The 23,374-nt window shown below is 74.8% G+C and carries 20 protein-coding genes, 1 tRNA gene and 1 other RNA gene; 16 read left to right on the top strand and 6 right to left on the bottom strand.

The window, feature by feature from the left end; genetic code table 11:
• Positions 1-17 precede the first annotated feature (17 nt).
• Positions 18-2,612, top strand: a complete 2,595-nt coding sequence (locus ACN9MS_RS17500) for a DUF4118 domain-containing protein (RefSeq protein ID WP_426309683.1) — start codon at positions 18-20, stop codon at positions 2,610-2,612.
• Entirely contained in the window at positions 2,609-3,307 is a 699-nt protein-coding gene (locus ACN9MS_RS17495; RefSeq protein ID WP_426309682.1) for a response regulator, read from the top strand. Before ACN9MS_RS17500 ends, ACN9MS_RS17495 begins: the two co-directional genes overlap by 4 nt.
• Here ACN9MS_RS17495 and ACN9MS_RS17490 read toward each other — a convergent pair.
• From ACN9MS_RS17490 to ACN9MS_RS17475, 4 genes are all read right to left on the bottom strand, one after another.
• Positions 3,289-4,131, bottom strand: coding sequence for a hypothetical protein (locus ACN9MS_RS17490; protein WP_426309681.1), 843 nt, complete (start codon positions 4,129-4,131; stop codon positions 3,289-3,291). The two genes, ACN9MS_RS17495 and ACN9MS_RS17490, sit on opposite strands and share 19 nt — an antisense overlap.
• 64 nt (positions 4,132-4,195) lie before the next feature.
• A complete protein-coding gene (locus ACN9MS_RS17485; RefSeq protein WP_426309680.1) occupies positions 4,196-5,875 on the bottom strand; it encodes an ABC transporter permease in 1,680 nt (559 codons plus the stop codon).
• Positions 5,872-6,807, bottom strand: a complete 936-nt coding sequence (locus ACN9MS_RS17480) for an ATP-binding cassette domain-containing protein (protein ID WP_426309679.1) — start codon at positions 6,805-6,807, stop codon at positions 5,872-5,874. Before ACN9MS_RS17480 ends, ACN9MS_RS17485 begins: the two co-directional genes overlap by 4 nt.
• A complete protein-coding gene (locus ACN9MS_RS17475) occupies positions 6,804-7,505 on the bottom strand; it encodes a TetR family transcriptional regulator (protein WP_426309678.1) in 702 nt (233 codons plus the stop codon). The genes ACN9MS_RS17480 and ACN9MS_RS17475 overlap by 4 nt, the downstream gene beginning before the upstream one ends.
• 170 nt (positions 7,506-7,675) lie before the next feature.
• Here ACN9MS_RS17475 and ACN9MS_RS17470 point away from each other — a divergent pair, with 170 nt between their 5' ends.
• The gene (locus tag ACN9MS_RS17470; RefSeq protein ID WP_426309677.1) at positions 7,676-9,280 is read left to right on the top strand and encodes a glycoside hydrolase family 6 protein; all 1,605 of its coding nucleotides are present in this window, start codon (positions 7,676-7,678) and stop codon (positions 9,278-9,280) included.
• Positions 9,281-9,548: 268 nt separating this feature from the next.
• Here the strand turns inward: ACN9MS_RS17470 and ACN9MS_RS17465 are convergent.
• Positions 9,549-9,634, bottom strand: a tRNA-Ser gene (locus ACN9MS_RS17465).
• Between the two features lie 132 nt (positions 9,635-9,766).
• Between ACN9MS_RS17465 and ffs the strand changes: the two genes are divergently transcribed.
• The 10 genes from ffs to ACN9MS_RS17415 all read left to right on the top strand — a co-directional run bounded on the left by ffs (position 9,767) and on the right by ACN9MS_RS17415 (position 20,359).
• Positions 9,767-9,863: signal recognition particle sRNA small type (gene ffs, locus ACN9MS_RS17460), an RNA gene on the top strand.
• 68 nt (positions 9,864-9,931) lie between these two features.
• Entirely contained in the window at positions 9,932-11,239 is a 1,308-nt protein-coding gene (locus ACN9MS_RS17455; protein WP_426309676.1) for an ion channel protein, read from the top strand.
• Between the two features lie 455 nt (positions 11,240-11,694).
• Positions 11,695-12,600: a MetQ/NlpA family ABC transporter substrate-binding protein gene (locus tag ACN9MS_RS17450; RefSeq protein WP_426309675.1), complete on the top strand. Its 906-nt coding sequence runs from the start codon at positions 11,695-11,697 to the stop codon at positions 12,598-12,600.
• 172 nt (positions 12,601-12,772) lie between these two features.
• Positions 12,773-13,981, top strand: coding sequence for a methionine ABC transporter ATP-binding protein (locus tag ACN9MS_RS17445; RefSeq protein ID WP_426309674.1), 1,209 nt, complete (start codon positions 12,773-12,775; stop codon positions 13,979-13,981).
• A complete protein-coding gene (locus ACN9MS_RS17440; protein ID WP_154797826.1) occupies positions 13,981-14,643 on the top strand; it encodes a methionine ABC transporter permease in 663 nt (220 codons plus the stop codon). The genes ACN9MS_RS17445 and ACN9MS_RS17440 overlap by 1 nt, the downstream gene beginning before the upstream one ends.
• 144 nt (positions 14,644-14,787) lie before the next feature.
• The gene (locus ACN9MS_RS17435; protein WP_426309673.1) at positions 14,788-17,583 is read left to right on the top strand and encodes a DNA polymerase III subunit gamma and tau; all 2,796 of its coding nucleotides are present in this window, start codon (positions 14,788-14,790) and stop codon (positions 17,581-17,583) included.
• Between the two features lie 43 nt (positions 17,584-17,626).
• The gene (locus tag ACN9MS_RS17430) at positions 17,627-18,223 is read left to right on the top strand and encodes an RNA polymerase sigma factor (RefSeq protein WP_426309672.1); all 597 of its coding nucleotides are present in this window, start codon (positions 17,627-17,629) and stop codon (positions 18,221-18,223) included.
• Positions 18,220-19,089: a hypothetical protein gene (locus tag ACN9MS_RS17425; RefSeq protein ID WP_426309671.1), complete on the top strand. Its 870-nt coding sequence runs from the start codon at positions 18,220-18,222 to the stop codon at positions 19,087-19,089. Before ACN9MS_RS17430 ends, ACN9MS_RS17425 begins: the two co-directional genes overlap by 4 nt.
• An 85-nt stretch (positions 19,090-19,174) precedes the next feature.
• Positions 19,175-19,774: a recombination mediator RecR gene (recR, locus tag ACN9MS_RS17420; RefSeq protein WP_024841680.1), complete on the top strand. Its 600-nt coding sequence runs from the start codon at positions 19,175-19,177 to the stop codon at positions 19,772-19,774.
• Positions 19,775-19,789: 15 nt separating this feature from the next.
• Positions 19,790-20,359 (top strand): DUF5063 domain-containing protein, encoded by a 570-nt coding sequence (locus ACN9MS_RS17415; protein ID WP_053371787.1) that lies wholly within the window; start codon positions 19,790-19,792, stop codon positions 20,357-20,359.
• Between the two features lie 25 nt (positions 20,360-20,384).
• Here the strand turns inward: ACN9MS_RS17415 and ACN9MS_RS17410 are convergent, their stop codons facing one another.
• Positions 20,385-20,900, bottom strand: a complete 516-nt coding sequence (locus tag ACN9MS_RS17410; RefSeq protein WP_426309670.1) for an SRPBCC family protein — start codon at positions 20,898-20,900, stop codon at positions 20,385-20,387.
• 60 nt (positions 20,901-20,960) lie between these two features.
• On the opposite strand from ACN9MS_RS17410, the gene ACN9MS_RS17405 reads away from it, so the two are divergent.
• The 3 genes from ACN9MS_RS17405 (at position 20,961) to ACN9MS_RS17395 (ending at position 23,349) form a co-directional block, all read left to right on the top strand.
• A complete protein-coding gene (locus ACN9MS_RS17405; protein ID WP_231581763.1) occupies positions 20,961-21,776 on the top strand; it encodes a TSUP family transporter in 816 nt (271 codons plus the stop codon).
• A 102-nt stretch (positions 21,777-21,878) separates the two neighbouring features.
• Positions 21,879-22,433: a histidine kinase gene (locus ACN9MS_RS17400; RefSeq protein WP_426309669.1), complete on the top strand. Its 555-nt coding sequence runs from the start codon at positions 21,879-21,881 to the stop codon at positions 22,431-22,433.
• A 73-nt stretch (positions 22,434-22,506) separates the two neighbouring features.
• Positions 22,507-23,349 (top strand): DUF4097 family beta strand repeat-containing protein, encoded by an 843-nt coding sequence (locus tag ACN9MS_RS17395; protein ID WP_426309668.1) that lies wholly within the window; start codon positions 22,507-22,509, stop codon positions 23,347-23,349.
• Positions 23,350-23,374 lie beyond the last annotated feature (25 nt).

Genomic DNA, 23,374 nt, shown 5'->3' with positions numbered 1-23,374 from the left:
CGTGATGGACTGCGCACATGAGTGCCGACACGCCTGACGGGCGGCGCCGGGGGAGGCTGACGGTCTACCTCGGCGCCGCGCCGGGCGTCGGCAAGACGTTCGCCATGCTCGACGAGGCGCTGCGCCGCCGGTCCCGCGGGACCGACGTCGTGGTCGGCCTCGTCGAGACGCACGGGCGCCCGGCCACGGCCGCGAAGATCGGCGACCTCGAGGTGGTGCCGCGCAGGGCGGTCGGGCACCGGGGCGTCGAGCTCACGGAGCTCGACGTCGACGCCGTGGTCGCGCGCGACCCGGACGTCGCGCTCGTCGACGAGCTCGCGCACACGAACGCACCCGGCTCGCGCCACGCCAAGCGGTGGCAGGACGTGCACGACCTCCTCGACGCCGGGATCGACGTCGTCACCACGGTGAACGTGCAGCACCTCGAGTCGCTCACGGAGGACGTCGAGGCGATCACGGGCGTGCGCCAGCGCGAGACCGTCCCGGACCACGTGGTGCGCGAGGCCGACCAGATCCAGCTCGTCGACCTCTCGCCCCAGGCCCTGCGGCGGCGGCTCGCGCACGGGAACGTGTACCGGGCCGAGCAGATCGACGCGTCGCTGTCCTCGTACTTCCGCGAGGGCAACCTCACGGCGCTGCGCGAGCTCGCGCTCCTGTGGCTCGCGGACCGCGTGGACGACGCTCTCACCCGGTACCGCGCGGACCACGCGATCTCCGGGACGTGGCCGGCGCGCGAGCGCGTCGTCGTCGCGGTCACCGGCGGGCCCGAGAGCGCGACGCTGCTGCGCCGCGGTGCCCGCATCGCCGAGCGGGCCGCGGGGTCGGAGCTGCTCGCCGTGCACGTGCTCGCGACCGACGGCCTGCCCACGGCCTCGCCCGCGGCGATCGCGGCCGACCGCGCGCTCGTCGAGTCCCTCGGCGGCACCTTCCACACCGTCGTCGGGGAGGACGTCGCGTCGGCCGTCGTCGACTTCGCGCACGGCGCCAACGCGACGATGGTCGTCGTCGGCGTCTCGCGGCGCTCGCGGTGGCGCGAGGCGTTCCTCGGCTCGACGAGCGCGGAGATCGCCCGGCTCTCGGGCTCGCTCGACGTGCACCTCGTCACCCACGAGCGCGCGCGGTCGGGGCGCGTCGCACGGCGCGGGTGGAGCCCGCTGTCGACGCGGCGGCGCGTCGCGGGGTTCGTGCTGGCCGTCGCCGGCCCCGCGGGCCTCACCGCCCTGCTCGACGCCGGCCGGGAGGCGGTCGGGCTGTCGACGCAGGTCATGCTCTTCCTCGCCCTGTCGGTCGGCGTCGCGCTCGTCGGGGGCATGTGGCCCGCGCTGGCGTGCGCCGTCGTGTCCTTCCTGTGCCTCAACTGGTTCTTCACGCCGCCCACCGGCCTGCTCACCGTCGCCGACCCGGAGAACCTGCTCGCGCTCCTCGTGTTCGTCCTCGTCGCGGCCGCCGTCGCGTCGGTCGTCGACCTCTCCGCGCGGCGCACCGTGCAGGCCTACCGGGCGCGCGCCGAGGCGTCGACGCTCGCCGCCCTGTCCCGCTCGGTGCTGTCCGGGGAGGACACGGCCGAGGCCGTCGTCGCGCGCCTCGCCCAGACCTTCCAGCTCCGCCGCGTCGCGCTCGAGGAGCGGGCGCGCACGGACGGGCGGGCCCAGGCGTGGTCGACCATCGCGGTCGCGGACCGCGCCGCTGACACCACGAGCCCGGCCGGCCGCGCCCGGCGCGGCGACGGGGCCAGTGACGAGACCCGGACCGTGGTGGGCGTCGACGACGACCTCCGGCTCGTGCTCGACGGCCGCCCCCTGCCCGCGGGCGACCGCCAGGTGCTCGAGGCGTTCGGGGCGCAGGCGGGCATCGTGCTGGAGTACCGCCGGCTGCGCGAGGAGGCGGCCCGCGCCGCGGTCCTGGCCGAGGCGGACGCGACCCGCACGGCCCTGCTCGCCGCGGTGTCGCACGACCTGCGCACGCCGCTCGCGGCGATCCGGGCCGCCGTCGACGGGCTGCGCTCGTCGGAGGCCGTCCTGGAGCCGCAGGACCGGACCGCGCTCGTCGAGACCGCGGCCTCCGAGACCGAGCGGCTGGAGCAGCTCATCGACAACCTGCTCGACCTCTCGCGCCTGCAGACCGGTTCCGTGGTCCCCGTCCTGCGGGACGTGTCGCTCGAGGAGATCGTGCCCGTCGCCGTCGAGCCCCACGGCGGGCGCGTCGCGCTCGACGTGCCCGAGGACCTGCCCCTCGTGCGCACGGACCCCGGGCTCCTCGAACGCGTCGTCGCGAACGTCGTCGCCAACGCCGTGCGGTTCGCGCCCCCGGACGAGCCCGTCCGCGTCCGGGCGTCCGCGTCGGGCGGCATCGTCGAGGTGCGGGTCGTCGACCTCGGTCCGGGCGTGCCCGACGAGGCCAAGGAGCGGATGTTCGAGTCGTTCCAGCGGCTCGGGGACGCCGCGGGCCACGGCGTCGGGCTCGGGCTCGCCGTCGCGCGCGGCTTCTCGCGCGCCGTCGGTGCGACCCTCGTCCCCGAGGACACCCCGGGGGGAGGCCTCACCATGGTCCTGACCGTCCCGGTCGCGCCCCCGCGCGACCCGGCACGCCCCGAGCGGGAGGAGCGCGCGTGAGCGACGACCCGGCGACCCACCACGTGCTCGTCGTCGACGACGACCCCGGCCTGCTGCGCGCGATCGCCATCACGCTGCGCACCCACGGCTGGAGGGTCAGCACCGCCACGTCGGGCGGGGCCGGCATCGACCTCGTCGCGACCGACGCGCCCGACGTCATCCTGCTCGACCTCGGCCTGCCCGACCTCAGCGGCTTCGACGTCATCCGCGCCGTCCGCGCGTGGAGCACCGTGCCGATCGTCGTGCTCTCCGCGCGTCACCTCGGCGACGACAAGGTCGACGCGCTCGACGCCGGCGCCGACGACTACGTCACCAAGCCGTTCGCGATGCCTGAGCTCATGGCGCGGCTGCGCGCAGCCGTGCGGCGGTCGGCGGGCACCGCTCGCGACGGGTCCGCCGTCGTCGAGGCGGGCGACCTGCACATCGACCTCGCGCGACGCCGGCTCCTGCGGCGCGGCGCCGAGGTGCGGCTGAGCCCCACGGAGTGGGCGCTCCTCGAGATCCTCGTCGCGCAGCGGGGGCGAGTCGTCGAGCGCGAGCACCTGCTGCGCGAGGTGTGGGGGCCGACCGCGACGCGCGACACCCACTACCTGCGGGTCTACCTCGCGCAGCTGCGCCGCAAGCTTGAGGACGACCCCGCGGCGCCGCGCCACCTCATCACGAGCCCCGGCATCGGCTACCGGTTCGAGGAGTGACCCGCCGCGTCGTCCACGAGGCGCGCGAGCTCGCGCACGACGGCGCCCGGCAGCGCGGGCGGGAACAGCAGCGCGCGCTGGAGCTCGCCCGCACGCCAGCCGTCGCACGCGAGCGCGGCGAGCACGAGCGACGACGGCGCGCCCTCGTCACGCCACGCGCGCAGCACGAGCGCGTGCACCGCGTGCTGCCCCTCCGGGACGTCGTCGCGCGCGACCCCGCCCAGCGCGTACAGGCGCAGGAGAGCGGCGGCCTTGCGCGAGTCGTCGAGCGCCGCGACCGACGCCCCGACCGCCGCGCGCGACGGGTCGAGACGTAGCGGCGAGAGGTCGTCGAACCCGGACTGCAGGACCTCGAGCGCGACGTCGTCGACGAGCGTCTCCGCGTCGCCGAACATCGAGCGCAGCGTCGACTCGCTGCGCTCGCAGCGGCGGGCGACCGCGGCGAGCGTGACGTTCTCGACCCCCTCCTCGAGCGCGACCCGCAGGACGGCGTCCACGAGCGGGCGCTCGTCGTCGCGGAACGGGTCCTCGTCGAGGTCCACGTCGCGGAAGACGACGGCGCTCGCGGGCGGCCGCACGTCCGCGTACCGCGAGAGGTCGCCGAGCAGGTCCTCCCACTCGGCCTCGGTGAGGTCGTACGCGTCCTGGTAGAGACCGAGCCACGTCCCCTCGAGCGCGAGCGCCGCGACCCACGTGCGCGGGTCGGGGACGCCCGGGCTGCCGTCCGGCCCCCGGCTCGGCTCCTGCGTGGGGATCGCGGCGACCCACTCGTGCAGGGTGGCCCTGGCCGAGCGCGTCGCGTCGCTCCGGTCGGGCGTGGACATGTCCGTCACCTCCGTGGTCGGAAAAGGTGGATCGAGCCTAGCCGGAGGCCGCGACGGTCTCGCGTCAGGGGCGAGGGACGTCGCGGCGGCGGAAGCCGACCAGGCCCAGCGCGACGAGCGCGACGGCGAGGAGCGTGAGCCAGACGAACGGCCACGGCTCGACGTCCGCCCCCGGGAGCTGGGGGACGTGCCAGAACGGCGAGACGCCGCTGGCCCAGGACGGGAGGTCGAGCAGGGCGCCGAACATCGTCACGACGAACGAGTAGGCGAGGAGCGCCCAGGCGAGCGACGCGAGGCCCGGCCGCCAGCCGAACGCGGCGACGGCGACGGCTGTGACGACCGCGATCGCCGGGAGGTAGGCGAACGACGCGGCGAGGTAGTCCCCGAACCCGAAGGCGTCCTCGCCGACGCTCAGCGCGCCGAGCCACAGGCCGACCGCGCTCACGACGAGCAGCACCGACGTCCCGACCAGCGTCACGACGAGCTGGGCCCCGAGCCAGCGGACGCGGCCGACCCCGGTCGCGAGCACGGGCTCCAGCCGCCCCGCCGTCTCCTCGCCGCGGGCGCGCTGCGCCGACGCGACCGCGAAGCCGCCCGCGCCGAGCCCGAGGAACAGCGCCATGACCGCGACGAACCCGCCCACGAGGTCGGAGGCGTCGCCCAGCATCTGCGCGATCTCGGGGTTGTCGGCGACCATGTCGCCCACGGAGTCGACGAACGTCCCGCACGCGAGCGCGGTGACGCCGACACCGACGCCCCACGCGAGCACGGACGCGCGCTGCTGGCGCCACGCGAGGGCGAGCGGGCTCGCGAGCCACCGTGCGGCGTCGGGCCGCCCCGCGCGCGGCGGCACGAGCCCGGCGCCGAGGTCACGCCGCGCGGCGAGCGCCGCGCCCAGGGCGAGGAGCAGCACGACGAGCACGAGCGACAGTCCGAGCGGCCACCAGCGCAGGTCGACGAACGCGCGGATCTGCTGCGCCCAGCCGATGGGGGAGAGCCACGAGACCCAGCTCCCGTGCTCCTCCTGGACGTCGCCGACCGCGCGCAGCAGGAACGCGACGCCGAGCACGGCGAGCGCGAGGCCGCTCGCGGCGCGCGCGTGCTCGGTGACCTGGCTCGTAACGACCGCGACGGCGGCGAACACGAGCCCCGTCACGCCCACCGCCGCGCCGAGCGCGAACGAGTCGACGGCGTCGAGCCCGGTCGCGACGAGGACCGCCCCGGTCGCGAGCGCGATCGCCGCGTTGGCGACGAGCGCCGCGACGAACGCCGCCGTGGCAGGGGCGTGGCGCCCGACGACCCCGGCGCGGACGAGCTCGGCCCGGCCCGTCTCCTCCTCGGCGCGCGTGTGCCGCACGACGAGGGAGATGCTCATGATCGCGACGGCGACCATCACGGTGAGCGCCATCTCGTTCGCGATCATGGCGCCGAGCGTGTAGTCCTCGATCCCGTACTGGGGCCCGGACAGCATGATGCCCGCGGGGCTCGAGACGAGCGTCGCGCGCGCCTGGCGGTCGGCCGCGGTGGGGTAGAGCGTGTCGAGCGCGACGGCCGCGTACCCGAAGAGGAGCGCGATCGACGCCGTCCACACGGGGATGCGGACGCGGTCGCGCCGCAGCACGAAGCGGAGCAGCGTGGTCCAGCCCGTGGCCGCACGCCCGCCCCGGTGCGGCTCGGGGGAGACGGCGGTGGCGCGCCGTCCGTGCGGTGGTGCCGCCGTGCGGGCCGTCCCGGGGGCGCTCACAGCGCGCCCGCCCCGTCGAGCACGGCGAGCTCGTCGCCGTAGTGGCGCAGGAACAGCTCCTCGAGCGAGGGCGGGTTGACCGCCACGGAGCGCAGACCGAGGTCGGTGAGCGCGCGCAGGACGGCCTCGACGTGGTCGTTGTCGACGTCGAACCGTGCCCGCGCGCCGTCCGGGCCGGGCTCGACGACGAGGTCGTGCACGCCGTCGAGCGCGTCGAGCGCCGAGGGGTCGCGCTCGGTCACGGCGGCGACCGACGAGCGCGTGAGGTGCCGCAGCTCGGCGAGCGTCCCCGACTGGACCGTGCGGCCCGCGCGGATGATCGTCACGGTGTCGCACAGCTTCTCGACCTCGGCCAGGATGTGGCTCGACAGCAGGACGGACCGGCCCTCGGCCGTCACCTCGCGCACGCACTGCGTGAACACCGACTCCATGAGGGGGTCGAGGCCCGACGTCGGCTCGTCGAGGACGAGCAGCTCGACGTCGGACGCGAACGCCGCGACGAGCGCCACCTTCTGCCGGTTCCCCTTGGAGTAGGTGCGCGCCTTCTTCGACGGGTCGAGCTCGAAGCGGTCGAGCAGCAGCTTCTTGCGCTGCGGGTCGACGCTCCCGCGCAGGCGGGTGAGCAGGTCGATCGCCTCGCCGCCGGTGAGGTTCGGCCACAGGTTGACGTCGCCGGGCACGTACGCGAGGCGCCGGTGGAGGTCGACGGCGTCGTGCCAGGGGTCGCCGCCGAGCAGCCGGGCGCTGCCGGAGTCGGGCCGCAGCAGCCCGAGCAGCACGCGGATGGTGGTCGACTTGCCCGCGCCGTTCGGTCCGAGGAACCCGGCGACCTCGCCCGCGCGGACGGTGAGGTCGAGCCCGTCGAGCGCCTGCACGTGGCCGAAGGCCTTGCGCAGGTCGTGCACCTCGACGGCGGGGGTCGTGCTCGTCATCGCGTCTCCTCCTGGTGGGTGGTGTGCTGCACGTAGGCGTCGAGCAGCGTGGGCTCGACGAAGAGTCCTTCGGTGAAGACCTCGAGCGCGGGGAGCATCACGCGCTCGACGTACGCGCGGAGGTCCGCCTCGGGGTCGCGGGGCTCGCTCCGCTCGCGCAGCGCGCCGTCGACCAGGAGCGAGCCGAGCGAGAGGGAGACGAGGTAGCGCGCGCGGGCGGCCTCGTCGCGGCTGGGGCGGATCACTCCGGCGGCGACGCCGGACTCCATGTACTCGAGCGTGACCTGCGTGAGGTGCTCGACGAACGACCGCGCGAGGTCCCCGCCCGCCTGGAGGCTGCGCAGCGTGTACTCGAACACGGGCGCGTAGTCCTCGATCCCGGCGAGCTGGGTGAACAGCGCCATCGGGCCGGCGGCCGGGTCCTGGGGCGAGATGGCGTCGGTCTTGGCGGCTCGCACGGCCTCGAACACGTAGTCGTCGCACGCGCGGCGCAATCCGTCCTTGGACCCGAAGTGGTGCACGACGAGCGCCGCGCTCACCCCGGCGTCGGCGGCGATGGTGCGCAGCGGGGCGCCGAACCCGTCGCGCGCGAAGCGCGAGATGGCGGCGTCGCGGATGCGGGCGCGGGTCGTCAGGTCGTCGGTGGCCGAGGGCGCGGAGCGGGCGCGGCCCGTCGGTGAGGGCTGGTCTGAACGCACGTTCAACAGACTAAACGCTTGTTCAACCCGTGTCCATCCACGGGGGAGCGCTCCTCCGCGCGCCGCCCCTTGACGTCCGTGGCTGCTGCCGCTTGAGTGGAGGTCACGACGCGATGGGAGCGCTTCCATCCAGCGTCGTCCGCACCCCGTGTCGATCGAAGGAGATCCGCATGAGACGTCGTGCCGTCCTGTCCGCCGCCGCCGGGCTCGCGCTCGCGACCCCGCTGCTCGTCGCCGGCGGGAGCGCCGGCGCCGCCCCCGTCCCCACCTCCTCGCCCTGGGCGACGGCCGCCCCCGCGGCGGACGACGTCGTCGGGCCGGAGACCCGCCTCTACGTGGACCCCTTCTCCACGACCCTCCAGGCCGCCGCCTCGCTCACGGGACAGGCCCGCGCGGACGCCCAGCTCCTCGGGTCGTTCCCGTCGGCCTCGTGGTTCACCGGCGGCACGCCCGACGAGGTGCGCGACGACGTCGCGTCCGTCGTGCAGGCGGCCGCGACGGACGGCGCGGTGCCCACCGTCGTCGTCTACAACCTGCCGTTCCGCGACTGCGCGCAGTACTCCGCCGGCGGCGCCGCCGACACGGCCGCCTACACGGCGTGGGTGGACGCCGTCGCCGAGGGGATCGGCGACGACCCCGCGATCGTGATCCTCGAGCCGGACGGGCTCGGGATCATCCCCTGGTACACCGACATCAACGGGAACCCCGAGTGGTGCCGTCCCGCCGAGCTCGACCCGGAGACCGCCGCGGCGGACCGGTTCGCCCAGCTCAACCACGCCGTCGACGCGCTCACGGCGCTGCCGGCCACGTCCGTGTACCTCGACGGGACGCACAGCGGGTGGCTCGGGGTCGGCGACATCACCGACCGACTGATCAAGGCGGGTGTCGAGCGTGCCGACGGCGTGTTCGTCAACGCGTCGAACTACGTCGAGACCGAGCGCCTCGTGAAGTACGGGACGTGGGTCAGCGACTGCGTCAACCTGTCGGTGAACAGCTGGTGGGAGCCCGCGTGGTGCGCGAGCCAGTACTACCCGGCCGACCCCGACGACTTCGCGACGTGGGGGCTCACCGACGCCGCGTACGCCCAGGCGTACGCGGACACGGGCGTCGTGCGCGACCCGGCGGCGCAGAAGCACGTGGTCATCGACACGAGCCGCAACGGCCAGGGCCCGTGGACCGCGCCGCCCGGCGCGTTCCCCGACCCGGAGGTGTGGTGCAACCCGCCCGACCGCGGCCTCGGCGAGCGGCCGACGACGGACACCGGCGACCCGTTCGTCGACGCGTACCTGTGGATCAAGGTGCCGGGGGAGTCTGACGGCAAGTGCTACCGCGGCACCGGTGGCCCGCTCGATCCTGCCCGCGGCATCGAGGACCCCGCCGCGGGGCAGTGGTTCGTCGAGCAGGCCGCCGAGCTCCTCGCGCTCGCCGTCCCGCCCGTCGAGCGCCCGACCTGCGAGGTCGCGTACACCGTCCACGGGACGTGGCAGGGCAAGAAGGGCAACGGCTTCATCGCCCAGGTCGAGCTCCGCAACACCGGCGCGGCGCCGCTCGACGGGTGGGAGCTCCGCTGGACCCCCGACGGCGACCAGCGGCTCACCGACGTGTGGGGCGCGCGGGCCGGGCGTGACGGTGACGCGGTCACCGCGCGCAGCCTGTCGTGGAACGCGACCGTGCGACCGGGCACGACCGCGACGTTCGGCTTCGTCGCCGACGGCGTGCCGGGCGCGGACCCGGAGCTCGTGACGCTCGGAGGGCGCCCGTGCCGCGTCGTCTGACTCCTCGCCGCCGGCGCCCGCGCGACCCGCGTCGCGGAGTTCACGGGCACTGGGGACGAGAGACCCCTGCCGTTCCGGGCCAGACACCCGTAGGCTGGGGGTAGCCGTCGGCGGCACCGCCGGCGCCACGTCCCGGCGCGTCGGACCGTCGGGACGTCGAGAGGCCCGTCGCACTCGTGCGACGGGCCTTTTCGGTCCGGGCGCCCGGAGGCGGTGCGTCGGACGACGACGAAGGGCCCGCCGCGAGTGCGGCGGGCCCTTCGGTCTGCGGAGGATGGGGGATTCGAACCCCCGAGGGCTGTTAACCCAACACGCTTTCCAAGCGTGCGCCATAGGCCACTAGGCGAATCCTCCTGGTGCGACGCCGACCACGCTCGGAGCGTGTCGACGGCAGCGCAACGAGGATACCGGACCGCGGCCCCCGGGCCGAATCGCCTCCGGCGGAAGCGGGTTTCAGGTGGGGCGCCGACCTGGGCTAGGGTGGGTCCAGACCCCTCGTGCGGCATCATCTCGCCGAACTCCCCCAGGGCCGGAAGGCAGCAAGGGTAGGTGAGCTCTGGTGGGTGTGCGGGGGGTCCTTCGCGTCTCCGGGAGGCGAGCGCCCCGACGGGTCGAGGTGCAGTGCCGGTCCGGGCGTGGTTCCCTGCCCGTGTGACCGGGGAGCCGCAGCGCCCGCTGTCGACGATGCACCTGGTGCGCCTGGTCGTCCCGGCGCTCCTGGTCGGCGTGCTGTGCGCCCTGACCCTCGTCGCGCTCTCGGCGCTCGCGAACTGGATCCAGGACCTCGTGTGGGAGCGTCTGCCGACGGCGTGGGGGCTCGCCACGACCGAGACGTGGTGGACGGTCCTCGTGCTCACGGTCACCGGCCTGCTGGTCGGCGCGACGATCCGGTGGGCGCCGGGGCACGCGGGCGTCGACCCGGCCACGACGGACCTCGTGACCGCCCCGCTCCCGCTGCGGGCGCTGCCCGGGCTCGCCGTCGCACTCGTCCTCGGCCTCGCGGGCGGCGTGAGCCTCGGGCCGGAGAACCCGATCATCGCGATCAACGTCGCCCTCACGGCATGGATCCTGTGCCGCCCCCGGCTGGGCGTGCCCGTGCAGGGCGCCGTCGGGCTGGCCATGTCCGCCACGATCGGGGCGATGTTCGCGACGCCGCTCGCCGCGGCGCTCGTCCTCACCGAGACGTTCGCCGAGGGCGGCGACCGCACCGGCCCGCTGTTCGACCGGCTCTTCGGGCCCCTGGTCGCCGCGGGTGCGGGGGCCGTGACGATGGTCGCGCTCGAGGCGCCGACCTTCGCCGTCGACCTGCCCGCGTACCCGGGCGTCCACGTCGGCGACGTGCTGAGCGCGGCGGTCGTGGCCGTCGTCGCGGCCGTCCTCACGCTGCTCGTCGTCCTCGCGTTCCCGTTCGTCCACCGGTTCTTCCACGGGCTGCGGCACCCCGTGCTCGCGCTCGGCCTGGGCGGGCTCGTCCTCGGGCTGCTGGGCGTCCTGGGCGGCCCCCTCACGCTCTTCAAGGGCCTGGACCAGATGAAGGAGCTGTCCGCCGACGCTGCGGACATGACCTGGACGGCGATCCTCGTCCTGGCCCTGGTCAAGCTCGCGGCGCTGCTCGTCGCGGCGGGAGCGGGGTTCCGTGGCGGGCGCATCTTCCCGGCGGTGTTCGTCGGCGTCGCGGTCGGGTTCGCGGCGTCGTCGCTCGTCCCGCGCGTCCCCGCCGCGGTCGCCGTCTCGGCGGCGGTGCTCGGGACGGTGATCGTCGTGGGTCGTAGTGGCTGGCTCGCACTGTTCATGGCCGCCGTGGTGGTCAACGACGCGCGGCTGATCCCCGCGCTGTGCATCGCGATCGTGCCGCTCTGGCTGGTCGTGCGCAGCATGCCGCCGTTGCGGGTCGAGCCACCCGCCGGCGGCGCGCCCGAGTTCGCCGCCGTCGCCCGCCGCGAGCGCGGTGTGGCGTAGATCTCTCCGCACAAGCGCCCGGCGGCCTCGACGATGGCGCTCGACGACCGTTCTGTCATGATTCGAGGCACGTGATTCCCGGCATGCGATCATTTCACCGTCCGCATCGTGGACGAATCGGCCGGGTGATTGGCGCGCGGGGGGCCGCCGTGCACATGATGTCGGCATGACCCGGAACCACGTCGTCACCACGACCCCGCGCGCAGCGTCCTGCGTCGGCGCGTCGTGCTGTCGTGGCGTGCGCACCGGGCGAATGTGCGGCTGACGCCGTCGTGACCCGCAGGGAGACCTGCGCCGCACCCGCCGCGTCGTCCTGACGACGCCGCCCCCCGCTCGCCGCGTGGCTGATGGCCCGCCGGAAGCACCCCGAACCCCACCCCTCGCAGGGCCGTCCCTGCACCCGGCCCGCCGGTCGCCACCCGTGACCGTCGCCGCCACCACCGGAAGGAACCCCCATGTCGTTCTCGACCACCCGCAAGCGTCTGACCTGGACCGCGATCGCCGCGACGGCCGCCCTCACCCTCACCGCCTGCGGCGGCGGCGACGACACCGCGGGCGGCGCCGCGAGCGGTGACGCGGCGGACCCGATCCGCGTCGGCGTCGTCGGCGCGTCCGACGACAAGTGGGCGGTGTTCCAGGAGCAGGCCGAGGCCGAGGGCATCGAGATCGAGCTCGTCGACCTCCAGGACTACACGCAGGCGAACCCGGCGCTTTCCCAGGGCGAGCTCGACGTCAACCAGTTCCAGCACCTCCAGTTCCTCGCGGGCTACAACGTCGACGCGGGCGACGACCTCCAGCCGATCGGCGCGACCGCCGTCTACCCGCTCGGCCTGTACTCGTCGAAGCACGCGTCGCTCGAGGAGATCCCGGCCGGCGGTCAGGTCGCCGTGCCGAACGACCCGACCAACCTCGCCCGTGCGCTCCTCGTGCTCCAGGAGGCCGGCCTGGTCGAGCTCGAGGACGGCGGGAGCTCCATCTCCACCGAGGCCGACGTGCTGCCCAGCTCCAAGGTGACGGTCACGCCGGTCGACGCCGCGCAGACCCCGATCCAGCTCCAGTCGGTCGACGCGTCGATCATCAACAACGACTTCGTCGAGGACGCGGGTCTCAAGCCCGAGGACGCGCTCTTCCAGGACGACCCCGACTCCGACGCCGCCAAGCCCTACATCAACGTGTGGGTCGCGCGGGCCGAGGACAAGGACGACGAGACGCTGCTCAAGCTCGCCGAGATCTCCCACTCGCCGGAGGTCGTCGAGGCCGAGAAGAAGGCCTCGGGCGGCACCGCCGTCATCAAGGAGAACTCGCCCGCCGAGCTCCAGGAGATCCTTGCCGGCATCGAGGACGACATCCGCAACTCCTGACCCCGCACGCGCGAGGGCGGGCGCACGTCGCGCCCGCCCTCGCGCGCCGTCGTGCCCGGGGGAGGACGATGGCAGGCGAGCGGCACACCCCGACAGGCGGCCCTGACGACATGCCTGGTGATCCCAGGCGGCCCCGGCCCGGAGGCCCGGCCTCCGACGAGAGGAACCCGACGTGACCGACGTCCCCCGCGACGAGGGCGGTGACGAGCAGCCCGCGATCGAGCTGCGCCACGTGAGCAAGACGTTCGGCGAGGGCGACGGCGCCGTGCACGCCGTCGACGACGTCTCGCTGAGCATCCGCCGCGGCGAGATCTTCGGCGTCATCGGCTACTCGGGCGCCGGCAAGTCGACGCTCGTGCGGCTCGTCAACGCGCTCGAGACCGTGACGAGCGGCGAGGTCGTCGTGGACGGCCAGGTGATCACCGGGCTGCCCGAGCGCCGCGTGCGCGAGGTGCGCTCGCGCATCGGCATGGTCTTCCAGCAGTTCAACCTGCTGTCGTCGCGCACCGTCGCGGGGAACGTCGCCTACCCGCTCAAGGTGGCGGGCTGGCCGCGCGAGAAGCGCGCCGCGCGCGTCGCGGAGCTGCTCGCGTTCGTCGGCCTCGCGGACAAGGCGAAGGCGTACCCGCGCCAGCTCTCGGGCGGGCAGAAGCAGCGCGTGGGCATCGCCCGCGCGCTCGCCGCGCAGCCCACGATCCTCCTCGCCGACGAGGCGACCTCCGCGCTCGACCCGGAGACGACGCGCGAGGTGCTCGCGCTCCTGCGGCGCGTCAACGCCGAGCTCGGCATCACGATCGTCGTCATCACGCACGAGATGGAGGTCGTGCGCTCGACGTGCCACCGCGTCGCGGTGATGGAGCACGGCAAGGTCGTCGAGACGGGCGACGTGTACGACGTCTTCTCCGCGCCCGGCGCGGACGCCGCCCAGCGGTTCGTCGGGACGGCGCTGCACGACCGCCCGTCGCGCGACACCCTCGCCCGGCTGCGCGAGCGGCACCCCGGTCGGCTCGTCACGGTGGGCGTGCGGGAGGGCGCGCACACCGGCTCCGACCTGTTCCGCCTGCTGCGGGAGCACGACGTCGACGGGTCCGTCGTCTACGGCGGCATCTCCGAGGTGGGGGAGCGACCGTTCGGGTCGCTCACCGTCGAGCTCGACGCTCCCGAGGACCGCATCGCGCCGTTCCTCGTCGCGCTCGCCGAGCGCGCCGACGTCGTGGACCTGGGGACCGCGGCCCAGCCGCTCGACGACCCGCGCGTCGCGCGGCTCGACGCCGACCCGGGCGGCGCGGACGCGCCCGACGACGCCGGCGGCGACCCGGGCGACCCGTACGGGACCGCGCGCGAGACCCTCTTCCGCCACGGCAACCTCGGAGGCCAGTGATGAACAGCGACTGGTCGCGGCTGTGGCCGATCCTCGTCGAGTCCTTCGGCCAGACCCTCCAGATGGTGTCGGTCGCGCTGCTCACGGGCGGGCTCGCGGGCCTCGCGCTCGGCATCGCGCTCTACGTGACGCGGCGCGGCAACCTGCTCGACAACCGCTGGGTGTTCGGCGTGCTCAACGTGCTCGTCAACATCGTCCGGCCCATCCCGTTCATCATCTTCGTCACGCTGCTGGGGCCGGTGACGCTCCAGGTGGTCGGGACGACGCTGGGCACCGAGGCGTTCATCTTCCCGCTGTCGGTCATGACGGCGTTCGGCACGAGCCGCATCGTCGAGCAGAACCTCGTGGGCATCGACCCGGGCGTCATCGAGGCGGCGCGGGCCATGGGCGCGTCGTCGTGGCGCATCATCACGACGGTGCTCGTCCCGGAGGCGCTCGCGCCGCTCATCCTCGGGTACACGTTCCTCTTCATCGCCGTGCTGGACATGTCGGCGATCGCGGGGATCATCGGCGGCGGCGGTCTCGGGAACTTCGCGATCGTCTACGGCTACCAGCGCTACAACTGGGGCGTCGTGGTCGTGACGGTGCTCGTCATCATCGGGATCGTGCAGGTCGCGCAGCTCCTGGGCAACTGGCTGGCCCGCAAGGCGCTGCACCGCTGACCCACCCCCGAGATCGGCCCGTGCGTCCCCAGATCGACCTCCTGAGGGTCGATCTCGGACGTACGGGTCGATCTCGTGGCGCTCGGCGTGGACGACGGCGGAGCGGCCTCGTGCCTGTGGGTCCCGGCGTCTAGAGTGACGGGGGTGAGCACCGCCCTGTACCGCCGCTACCGGCCCGAGACCTTCGCCGAGGTGATCGGTCAGGACCACGTGACCGCGCCGCTCATGCAGGCGCTGCGCAGCGGCCGGGTGAACCACGCCTACCTGTTCTCCGGCCCGCGCGGGTGCGGCAAGACGACGAGCGCGCGCATCCTCGCGCGCACGCTCAACTGCGAGCGCAACACCCCGGAGACGCCGCTCGACACCCCGTGCGGGCAGTGCCCGTCGTGCGTCGAGCTCGCGCGCGGGGGTCCGGGCAGCCTCGACGTCGTCGAGATCGACGCGGCGTCGCACAACGGCGTCGACGACGCGCGCGAGCTGCGCGAGCGCGCCGCGTTCGCCCCGGCGCGCGACCGGTACAAGATCTTCATCCTCGACGAGGCGCACATGGTGACGCCGCAGGGCTTCAACGCCCTGCTCAAGCTCGTCGAGGAGCCGCCGGAGCACGTGAAGTTCGTCTTCGCGACGACGGAGCCGGACAAGGTCATCGGCACCATCCGCTCGCGCACGCACCACTACCCGTTCCGCCTCGTGCCGCCGGACGTCCTCGGCCCGTACCTCGAGGAGCTGTGCGCCGCCGAGCGCGTCACCATCGGCAGCGGGGTCGTGCCGCTCGTCACGCGCGCCGGGGGCGGCTCGGTACGCGACTCGCTCTCGGTCATGGACCAGCTCATCGCGGGCGCGGAGGACGGCGCCGTGGAGTACGAGCGCGCCGTCGCGCTCCTGGGCTTCACGCACGCGACGCTGCTCGACGACGTCGTGGACGCGCTCGCCGCGCGCGACGGCGCGAGCATCTTCCGGGTCGTGGACCACGTCATCGCGACGGGGCACGAGCCGCGGCGCTTCGTCGAGGACGTGCTCGAGCGCCTGCGCGACCTCATCGTCATCGCCGTCTCCGGCGACGAGGCGCAGGCCGTGCTGCGCGACCAGCCCGCCGACCAGCTCGCGCGCATGCGCGCCCAGGCGCAGAACCTCGGCGTGGCCGAGCTCTCGCGCGCGGCCGACCTCGTCAACGCGGCCCTGACGGAGATGACGGGTGCGACCTCGCCGCGGTTGCACCTCGAGCTCCTCATGGCACGCCTGCTCCTGCCCGGCGCCGACGACGGAGCGGCCGGGTTCGCGGCGCGCCTCGACCGGCTCGAGCGTGGCGGGTTGGGCACGGTCGCCGTCGCGCCGGCCGCCGTCGCACCGGCGTCGGGGACGGCGCCCGCCCCGGGTGTGCCCGTGCCCGACGGCGCGGGGCAGGCTCCTGCAGCGGACGCACCGGCGTCCGGCCTCACCGGCGCAGCCGCCGTCCGTGCCGCGCTGCGGCCCAACCGGTCCACCCCGCCCGCACCGGGCGAGGGCGCTGTCCCGTCGAGCGTCACCGAGCCCGCGCGCGAGGACTCCGCGGTGCCTGTCGCGCCCGTGCCGACCGCACCCGCGACAGCCACGGTCCAGCAGGCCGAACCCGCCGCGCAGGCCGAACCCGCCGCGCAGGACGGCCCGGCCCGGCAGGACGGCCCGGCCCAGGAGGTCGGCCAGGACGAGCAGACCGTCGCGCAGGCAGGCCCGGTGGCGGAGGACGACGCGGTGTCGCCGACGCGCGAGGAGGCGCCGCCTGCCGCCCAGCCCGCGGCAGACCGCCCGGCACAGGCTGCGGCGAGCGCTCCGTCCGGCGACGCGAGCCCGGCGCTCACGACCGAGGAGCTGCGGCGGCGCTGGCCGGAGGTCCTCGAGAACTTGCGCGCCAACCCCGTGACGTGGTCCCTCGTCAGCGCGAACGCGCAGGTGGCGGAGCTGGGCCCGGACGTCCTCTATCTCGCGTTCCCGTCGCCGGGACTCGCACGGACCTTCTCCTCCGCGCGGCACACGAGCGCGGTCCAGGACGTCGTCTATCAGACGCTCGGGCTCCAGGTGCGGGTCGAGCCGCGCCTCGACGAGGGCGGTCCGGGCGGTGGCGGTCGGGCCCCGGCCCAGGGGCCCGCGGACCCGGCACCGGGGTCCTCCGCCCCGGCTCCCGTGGCTCCTGGCCCGGGCGGGTCGCGTCCCGAGCCGGGCCCGGGGGAGAGCGGCCAGGACGTTCCCCTGGCGTCGGTCAGCGCACCCGGCCGTGTCGTGGCGTCGGGCGCGGGCACGGCCCCGACCGCGCTCGCGGCGGGAGCGGTCGCACCGCGCGGCGCCGTCGCGTTGCAGGAGCGACCCGTCGCGACCGAGGCCCCCGCGGGCGACGGCGGCGACGTGCCGGTCGTCGACGACGCGGACGAGGCCTGGCTCGCCGGAGCCTCGGCAGCCGCGCCCGCACCCGCGCCTCGCATCGACGCGGCGGACGAGGCGTGGCTCGCGGGGGCGCCCGCCGAGCCGCCGGCCGACCTCGACGACGGCCCCGAGCCGGAGCCCGTCCTCGAGAGCACGCCCGCGCGCACGACGTCCGCAGCGCCGGCACCGGTCTCCCCGGCACCGGCCGCGTCCACCCGCCCCGCCCCGGCGACGCCCGCGACCCCGTCACGTCAGGAGCCTTCTGCCCGTGGGGGGGCTCCCGTCGCGACGGTGGACGCGTCGGGAACCCCGTTGCGCGGGGTCTCCGCGGCGCGCGCGGCGATCGCGGCGGCCACGACGGCCCGCGTCTCCCGGCCGGCCGAGGCGCCTGCCCGACGGGACGCGTCGTCGACGATCGACCCGATGGACGACCTCCCCTCCGCGGACGATCCCGACATCGTCTCGACGGGCCTCGTCGGGACGGCGCTCGTCGTGAGCCTGCTCGACGGCAAGATCATCGAGGAGATCCAGGACCAGGTCTGACGCCACCCGAAACAGGGTGCCGGGTGCCGGACACGAAGAGGGCATGAGCCCACCTCCCGTGGCAGACCGGGCCGAGCGGTTCCGCGACCTCTACCAGGACACGTACGCCGACGTGCTGCGGTTCGTGCGCCGGCGCACCGACGAGGACCGCGCCGAGGACGTCGTGCACGAGGCGTTCGTCGTCGCGTGGCGGCGGATGCGCGACCTGCCCCCGGCCCGTGACGCGCAGCGGGCCTGGCTGTTCGGGGTCGCGCGCGGCTGCCTCCTCAACGACCGGCGCGCGAGCACGCGACGCGGTGCGCTCGGTGTCCGGCTCGCCGCGCAGCCCGAGCCGTTGCTCCCGTCCCCGGACGAGCGGACGGCGGCGCGGTCCGAGCTCGCCACGGCGTGGCACCGGCTCGCGCCCGACCACCAGGAGGTGCTGTCGCTGCTGCTCTGGGACGACCTGACGTCCGCGGACGCGGGGCGCGTCCTCGGCATCTCCGCGGTCGCGTACCGGCTGCGCCTGCACCGCGCACGTGCGGCGCTCCGGCGTCTGCTGTCCCCGGACGAGGGGCCGGACGCGGACGGTCCTGGATGCCGACCTGCCGTCCCGCTCGCTCGATCCCTCGACGTCCCCGCCCAGGAGGTGCTCCGATGACCCACGACGACCTGACCACCCTCCGGGGGCTCGACCGCGCCCCCGCGTCCGACCTCTCCGCCGCCGAGGCCGCGCGCGCGGCGCAGGGCCTCGACCGCATCCTCGCCGGTGAGGAGCCGGGCGCGACGGGCGACCGCGCCGTCGGGCACCTGGCCGCGCAGGCACGGCGCCGCACCGTGCGCCGCGTCGGCGTCCCGGCGGGCGTCGCCGCGGTGGCCGCGGCGGCGTTCGCGCTCCCGTTCGCCGGCCCGGCGCCGCACGCCCTCGCGTCGTGGACCCCCGAGCCCGTCCCGCTCTCCGCGCAGGACCTGACAGTCCTGGACGAGGCGTGCCGTGCGCGCATCAGCCCCGAGCGGAGCGTGACGGTCGACGACGTGGTGCTCGCGGAACGCCGCGGCTCCTGGGCGGCGGTGATGTACCTCTACGACGACGACGCACGCGCGCAGACCCTGGAGTCGTCGTGCGTCGCGTACCTGCCGCCGGGCGCGGACGAGGCAGAGGACGTGTCCGGCGGGACCGCGAGCGCGGGCGACCTCGTCCCGTCTTCCCGCGGCGTCACGGAGGGGTCCATGTCACAGTCGGGCGGCAGGCCGTATCCCTGGAGCCGTGAGCGGCCCGTGCTGTCGATGACGAACGGGCGGGCCGGGGCCGACGTCGTGGCGGTGACGCTCCGGCTCGCCGACGGCACGGCGGTCGAGAGCACTCTCGCGGACGGCGTCTTCGTCGCCTGGTGGCCGGGCGAGATCTTCGACCCGGCGACGGTCGGCGGCCCCAGCGGACGGGGCGGCCCGGAGCCTGCGATCACGTACGAGGTGACGTACACGGACGGGACCGTGCAGACCGTGGCGCCCGAGTTCCCGGAGTGACCCCGGCCTGAGCACGGGCCCGGCCCGGCCACGACGGCGGCGGGCCGGGCCCGGCGTGTGGGCCGCGCCCCGTAGGCTGGGGGGCGTGTACGAAGGCGCTGTCCAGGACCTGATCGACGAGCTCGGCCGACTCCCCGGCGTCGGGCCCAAGAGTGCGCAGCGCATCGCGTTCCACTTGCTCGCCGCCGACGCCGCGGACGTGCGCCGGCTCGCCGACGCGCTCACCGAGGTGAAGGCGCGCGTGCGCTTCTGCGAGACGTGCGGCAACGTCGCGGAGTCCGAGCAGTGCCGCATCTGCGCGGACCCGCGCCGGTCGCCCGAGGTGATCTGCGTCGTGGAGGAGCCCAAGGACGTCGTCGCGATCGAGCGCACGCGCGAGTTCCGCGGGCGGTACCACGTGCTCGGCGGCGCCATCAACCCGATCGAGAACGTCGGTCCGGGCGACCTGCGGATCGCCGAGCTCATGGCCCGGCTCGCCGACGGGCAGGTCACCGAGGTGATCCTCGCGACCGACCCCAACGTCGAGGGCGAGGCCACGGCCACGTACCTCGCGCGCATGCTGGGCCCGATGGGCCTGCGCGTGACCCGCCTCGCGTCCGGGCTGCCGGTCGGGGGAGACTTGGAGTACGCGGACGAGGTGACGCTCGGCCGGGCGTTCGAGGGCCGACGTCTCGTCGGCGGCTGACGAGAGGTGACGAGCATGGGGGAGATCGAGAACGACCCCGACCTGCGGGAGATCGCCGAGGGCATGGCCGCGCAGGCGCGCGCGTTCCTCACGACGGCGACGCAGGTCGCGTCGGGGGCCGCACCCGGGGCCGTGCTGCCCCTCCTGCTGCTCGCGCTGTCCGACGCGCTCGCCGCGGGCGCACGGCTCGGGGCGATGGGCGACGTCGTCCCGGTCGAGCGCTTCGAGCCCGACGCCGGCCGCGACACCGACGTGGACCCGCTGCGGACCGCGCTCTCCCAGCTCTTCGACGGGTTCGACGACTACGCCGAGATCACGGACCCGCTCGTGGGCGCCGAGGTCGGGGCCGCGTCCCTGTCGGGCGACCTCGCGTGCGTCGCCGAGTGCCTCGCGAAGGGCCTCCAGCACTACGACGGCGGCCGCGAGCTCGAGGGCCTGTGGTGGTGGCAGTTCTCCTACGTCTCGCTCTGGGGGGAGCGCGCCGCGAGCGCGCTGCGCGTGCTCCAGCTCGCGCTCGCGCACCTGCGTCTCGACGTCGAGGACGACGTCGCGGCCGAGGCGGAGTACGACGCCCTCCAGTCCTGAGGCGCGCCGCGGCCGTGCGCCGTGATCAGGCCGGTGCGTCGGTCGACCCGTAGTGCGCCGCGAGGGCAGGGTAGTAGCTGTCCCACACCACCGTCGCCGGGTCGCGCCCGGCCCGCGCGGCGGCCAAGCGGTCGAGGTAGTACTCCCAGCCCGGTCCGATCGACCCGGCGTCCTCGTCCGGGCCCAGCGCCTGGCGGAACACGAGGGCGGTGGTGCCGCCGTCGTCGGCCAGGTCGATCTCCAGGTGCCACGACGTCTCGCCGACGGCGGTCTCGACCACGAGCTGGTGCGGTGGGTCGCAGCGCAGGACCCGGCACTCGTCGCCCTCCGTCGCGCCCTCGGCGGTCATGACGAAGCGGACGCTCCCCGTGGTCGGGTCCCCGTCCCACGTGCCGATCCAGGGCGCGAGCCCCGCCGGCTCGGTGAGGCTCGCCCAGACGTCGGCGACGGGTGCGGCGAAGGTCCGGCGGAGCACGATCCACCGGCCGTCGTCCTCGCGCACGACGGAACCGGTCGGCTCGACCTCAGGGTTCTCGGTCATCACAGCAGCGTAGGCAGGCCCGGGACCCCTGGGAAGGGTGCGGCGTGGTACCACTAGGGGGTGCTGCCCGCCTTCTCCCTCCCGGTCTCCGGCGGGCTCGAGATCGACGGCCTGACCGTCCTCCTGCTCGTCCTCGCCGCCCTGACGGCGGGGTGGATCGACGCCGTCGTCGGCGGCGGCGGCCTGGTCCAGCTCCCCGCGCTGCTCCTCGTGCCCGGCATCAGCCCGGTCCAGGCGCTCGCGACGAACAAGCTCGCGAGCATCATGGGCACCTCGGTGAGCGCCGCGACGTACTACCGGCGGGTCGGACCCGACCTGCGGACGGCGGGCCCGATGGCGCTCGCCGCGCTGGTCGGCGCCATCGGCGGTGCTGCCCTCGCGTCGCGCATCCCGGCGGAGCTGTTCAAGCCGATCATCCTCGTGGTGCTCGTCGGGGTCGCCGCGTACACCATCGCGAAGCCGAAGCTGGGGCACACGACGAACCTGCGCTGGGAGGGCAACGGGCACCGCTGGGCCGCGGCCGGGATCGGTCTCGTCATCGGCACGTACGACGGCCTGCTGGGCCCGGGCACGGGCACGTTCTTCGTCATCGCGCTCGTGAGCATCCTCGGGTACGCGTTCCTGCCCGCGTCGGCGCTCGCGAAGATCGCGAACTTCGCGACGAACGCGGGGGCGCTGATCTTCTTCGTCCCGTACGGCGCGGTGCTGTGGGGCCTCGGCCTGCTCATGGGTGCGGCGAACCTGCTCGGTGCCTACGTCGGGGCGCGCATGGCGGTCGCGAAGGGCAGCGCGTTCGTCCGGGTCGTGTTCGTCGTCGTGGTCGGGGCGCTCATCCTCAAGCTCGGGTACGACGTCGTCGCCGACCTGACCGCCTGACCGCGCCCTCCGGGGCCGTCGATCACGGCCTGGTGTCAGGTGGTGTCAAAATGTTGTCGTTAAGGGTTGCAGTGACACCATGTGTGGTGCCATGATGGCGTCATGGACCTCACCCCGTATGTCGACGACCTCCAGAACCGCCTCGCCGCCGCCGCGGACGCCGCCGGGGACGACGGTCGTCGCCTCGCCGAGCGGCTGACCGCGCCGCTCGACGCGGCCGTGCGGCTCGTCCTCCTCGACGCGCTCTCGGACGCGGCGGGCGAGATCTCCGCCGAGCTCGCGCCCGGGTCGGTCGACGTGCGACTGCGGGGAGGCGCCCCGGAGTTCGTCGTCGCCGCCCCGGCCCTCGCGGCTCCGCCCGCGGCTCCCGGTGAGCCGGCGTACGGCGTCGCTCCGGCGTCCGCGGCGACGCCCGCCGCGCCGCCCGCCGCCGTGCTTGCCGACGTCGAGTCCGGCGCCACGACCCGCACGACCCTGCGCCTGCCCGACCACCTCAAGACGCAGGCCGAGACCGCCGCCGCCCGCGACGGCGTCTCCGTCAACACCTGGCTCGTGCGCGCGGTCGCCGCGGCGCTCGAGCAGTCCACCGGGCGCCCGGCCGCGCAGGCCCGTCCGCAGCAGCGCGGCTCCGCCCGCGTCACCGGCTGGGTGCGCTGACCTCTCCGGTCCGCTCGCCCGCCCCTCCGACCACCCGCTGACACCACACCGACACCACCGTTGGAGCTCCGTCATGCCCACTTTCCCCGCACCCCAGCCCGTCCCGGTCGTCGTGGACGTCCCCTTCGCCAACCTGCACGTGGTCGCCGGCGACCGCGACGACGTCGTCGTGACGGTCCTGCCGACGGACCCCGCGAAGTCCGGCAGCGTGCGCGCCGCGGAGGAGATCCGCGTCGACAGCGACGGCAGCACGGTGACCATCACCTACCCCGGCTCGTGGAAGCAGTTCGTGCTCCCGTTCGCCTCGGGCACCGCCGACATCACGGTCGAGCTGCCCACCGGCTCCGACCTGAGCGGCAAGACCGGCTCGTTGTACACCGAGGGCTCGCTCGGCACCGTGGACATGACGCTCTCCGCCGGCGACGCGCGCCTGGAGGACGTCGACCGCCTCGACGTCAAGGCCTCCGCAGGCTCGGTCGCGGCACGGCGCGTGAGCGGCTCCGTGAACGTCAGGGTCAGCGCCGGGTCGGTCCGCATCGACGAGGTCGCCGGCGACGGCACGGTCAAGGCGACCAACGGCACCACGACGGTCGGCGTCGTCACGGGCACCCTCCAGGTGCACGGCGCGCACGCCGACATCGCCGTGGGACTCGTCACCGGGACGCTCACCGCCCGGTCCGCCCACGCCGGGATCCGGGTCAACACCCTGGAGTCCGGCAGCGTCGACCTCACCACCTCCTACGGCTCGATCGAGGTGGGCGTGCCCGAGGGGACGGCGGTCTTCCTCGACGCGAGCTCGGAGCACGGGAGCGTCCGCAACCACCTGACCCCGACCGAGGGACCCGTCGAGGACGAGTCCACGGCGGAGATCCACGCCAGCACCGGCTACGGCGACGTCGTCGTCCGTCGGCCGTGAACCGCACGACCCGAGAAACGCTCAG

The sequence above is a fragment of the Cellulosimicrobium sp. E-16 genome (genome assembly GCF_049913115.1).
In the GTDB taxonomy this organism is placed as follows: Bacteria; Actinomycetota; Actinomycetes; order Actinomycetales; family Cellulomonadaceae; genus Cellulosimicrobium.
This window is presented reverse-complemented; position numbering and strand designations above follow the sequence as displayed.

What these genes read in the sequence shown, in the direction of transcription:
- ACN9MS_RS17500 (WP_426309683.1), top strand. Translation starts at nt 18, where the DNA reads ATGAGTGCCGACACGCCTGACGGGCGGCGCCGGGGGAGGCTGACGGTC.
- ACN9MS_RS17490 (WP_426309681.1), bottom strand. Translation starts at nt 4,131, where the DNA reads ATGTCCACGCCCGACCGGAGCGACGCGACGCGCTCGGCCAGGGCCACC.
- ACN9MS_RS17480 (WP_426309679.1), bottom strand. Translation starts at nt 6,807, where the DNA reads ATGACGAGCACGACCCCCGCCGTCGAGGTGCACGACCTGCGCAAGGCC.
- ACN9MS_RS17470 (WP_426309677.1), top strand. Translation starts at nt 7,676, where the DNA reads ATGAGACGTCGTGCCGTCCTGTCCGCCGCCGCCGGGCTCGCGCTCGCG.
- ACN9MS_RS17450 (WP_426309675.1), top strand. Translation starts at nt 11,695, where the DNA reads ATGTCGTTCTCGACCACCCGCAAGCGTCTGACCTGGACCGCGATCGCC.
- ACN9MS_RS17440 (WP_154797826.1), top strand. Translation starts at nt 13,981, where the DNA reads ATGAACAGCGACTGGTCGCGGCTGTGGCCGATCCTCGTCGAGTCCTTC.
- ACN9MS_RS17430 (WP_426309672.1), top strand. Translation starts at nt 17,627, where the DNA reads ATGAGCCCACCTCCCGTGGCAGACCGGGCCGAGCGGTTCCGCGACCTC.
- ACN9MS_RS17425 (WP_426309671.1), top strand. Translation starts at nt 18,220, where the DNA reads ATGACCCACGACGACCTGACCACCCTCCGGGGGCTCGACCGCGCCCCC.
- ACN9MS_RS17415 (WP_053371787.1), top strand. Translation starts at nt 19,790, where the DNA reads ATGGGGGAGATCGAGAACGACCCCGACCTGCGGGAGATCGCCGAGGGC.
- ACN9MS_RS17410 (WP_426309670.1), bottom strand. Translation starts at nt 20,900, where the DNA reads ATGACCGAGAACCCTGAGGTCGAGCCGACCGGTTCCGTCGTGCGCGAG.
- ACN9MS_RS17400 (WP_426309669.1), top strand. Translation starts at nt 21,879, where the DNA reads ATGGACCTCACCCCGTATGTCGACGACCTCCAGAACCGCCTCGCCGCC.
- ACN9MS_RS17395 (WP_426309668.1), top strand. Translation starts at nt 22,507, where the DNA reads ATGCCCACTTTCCCCGCACCCCAGCCCGTCCCGGTCGTCGTGGACGTC.